The following is a 1,804-nucleotide window of genomic DNA, read 5'->3' as shown; positions in this document are numbered from 1 at the left end:
TCGCCACCTCGATCGTGGCGATGGGCAAGACCCGCGTCGCCTACCTCGCGAAGAAACGCTTCCCGCAGCCCGTGATGATCGACGCTCAAGGACGCCCCTCGGACGATCCGAAGGTGATGTGGGAGGACCCGAAGGGGGCGCTCCTGCCGATGGGGCTCTACAAGGGTGCGGGGCTCTGCTTCGCCTGCGAGCTCCTCGCGGGCCTTCTCACGACGGGCGGCACCAATGCGCCCGCTACGTGCGAGCGCGACGGCACGATCATCAACAACATGACGAGCTTCGTGATCGACCCGAAGGCGCTCTGCGACCTCACGTGGATGAAGCGCGAGATGGACGCGATGATCGAGTACGTGAAGGCCTCGCCCGAACCCGATCCGAAGGGGAACCCGATCCTGGAGCCCGGCGAAATCGAGCGTGAGCGCACGGCCGAGCGCACCGCGAACGGCGTCGAGATCTCCGAGGGCGAATGGGCGAAGATCCGCGAAACCTGCGCCGAGGCGGGCGTCGAGGTCGAGGACTGAGTCCCCAGAGCGGCAGAACACCAACACGCACGACAAGGAACAGCACCGATGCGCCACAGCGAACACGAACTCAGAAACGCCGCCGAGAAGTGGCTCTCCGCCACCGGCAGCAACGCCTATGAAGCGAAGGTGGTCGCCGACCACCTCGTCAACGCCAACCTGCGCGGCCACGACAGCCACGGCGTCGGCATGATCGCCATCTACCGCGACTTCATCCAGGACGGGAGGCTCAAGCCCAACACCGCGCCCCGCCTTCTCAACGACCGCGGCTCGATCCTGCAGTTCGCGGGCGACCGCGGCTACGGCCAGAGAATCGGCCACGATGCGACCGAACAGGCGATCGCCCGCGCCAAGGAGACGGGCCTCTGCCTCTACACGATCGCCAACAGCTGCCACCTCGGGCGCATCGGCACCTACGGCGAGCAGTGCGCGGACGCCGGCATGGTGTCGCTCCACTTCGTGAACGTACAGCACTTCCAGCCGCTCGTCGCCCCCTGGGGCGGCTCGGACGCGCGCTTCGGCACGAATCCCTTCTGCTGCGCGATTCCCGCGACCGAAAAGAACGGCCGCTTCATCCTCGACTTCGCCACCTCGATCGTGGCGATGGGCAAGACCCGCGTCGCCTACCTCGCGAAGAAGCGCTTCCCGCAGCCCGTGATGCTCGATGCCAAGGGCCAGCCCACCGACGACCCGAAGGTAATGTGGGAGGACCCGAAGGGTTCGCTCATGCCGATGGGGCTCTACAAAGGCGCGGGGCTCTGCTTCGCCTGCGAGCTCCTTGCGGGCCTCCTCTCGACGGGCGGCACCAACGCGCCCTCGCTTCTTGAGCGCGACGGCACGATCGTCAACAACATGACGAGCATCGTGATCGACCCGAAGGCGCTCTGCGACCTCACGTGGATGAAGCGCGAGATGGACGCGATGATCGAATACGTGAAGGCCTCGCCCGAACCCGATCCGAAGGGGAACCCGATTCTGGAGCCCGGCGAAGTCGAGCGTGAGCGCACGGCCGAGCGTACCGCGAACGGCGTCGAGATCTCCGACGGTGAATGGGCGAAGATCCTCGAGACCTGCGCCCTGGCGGGCGTGACGGAGGCCGACATCAGGGCCTGACCGCCGAACCAGACCGCATCAGAGGCCCGACGCCGCAAGGCACCGGGCCTTTTCTTCGTCCGGAGCCCGAAAAGACGAAAGCCCCAACAGACCGGGCATCTGATGGGGCTTTCTTTTTGTAGGGAGCCTGGCGATGACCTACTTTCACTGGAAATACAACCAACTATCAT

General features: G+C 65.6%; 2 protein-coding genes. Both read left to right on the top strand.

The features are described from left to right. A partial coding sequence (locus tag ACT6Y9_RS10745; protein WP_443744524.1) for an Ldh family oxidoreductase occupies nt 1–521 on the top strand: 521 nt, incomplete at its 5' end. A gap of 48 nt (nt 522–569) precedes the next feature. Continuing rightward, the gene (locus tag ACT6Y9_RS10740; protein WP_443744523.1) at nt 570–1,634 is read left to right on the top strand and encodes a malate/lactate/ureidoglycolate dehydrogenase; all 1,065 of its coding nucleotides are present in this window, start codon (nt 570–572) and stop codon (nt 1,632–1,634) included. Nucleotides 1,635–1,804 lie beyond the last annotated feature (170 nt).

Source organism: Sutterella sp. (genome assembly GCF_052272535.1).
GTDB lineage: Bacteria > Pseudomonadota > Gammaproteobacteria > Burkholderiales > Burkholderiaceae_F > Sutterella.
The sequence above is the reverse complement of the archived record's forward strand: the minus strand, read 5'-3'. Positions and strand labels throughout refer to the sequence as shown.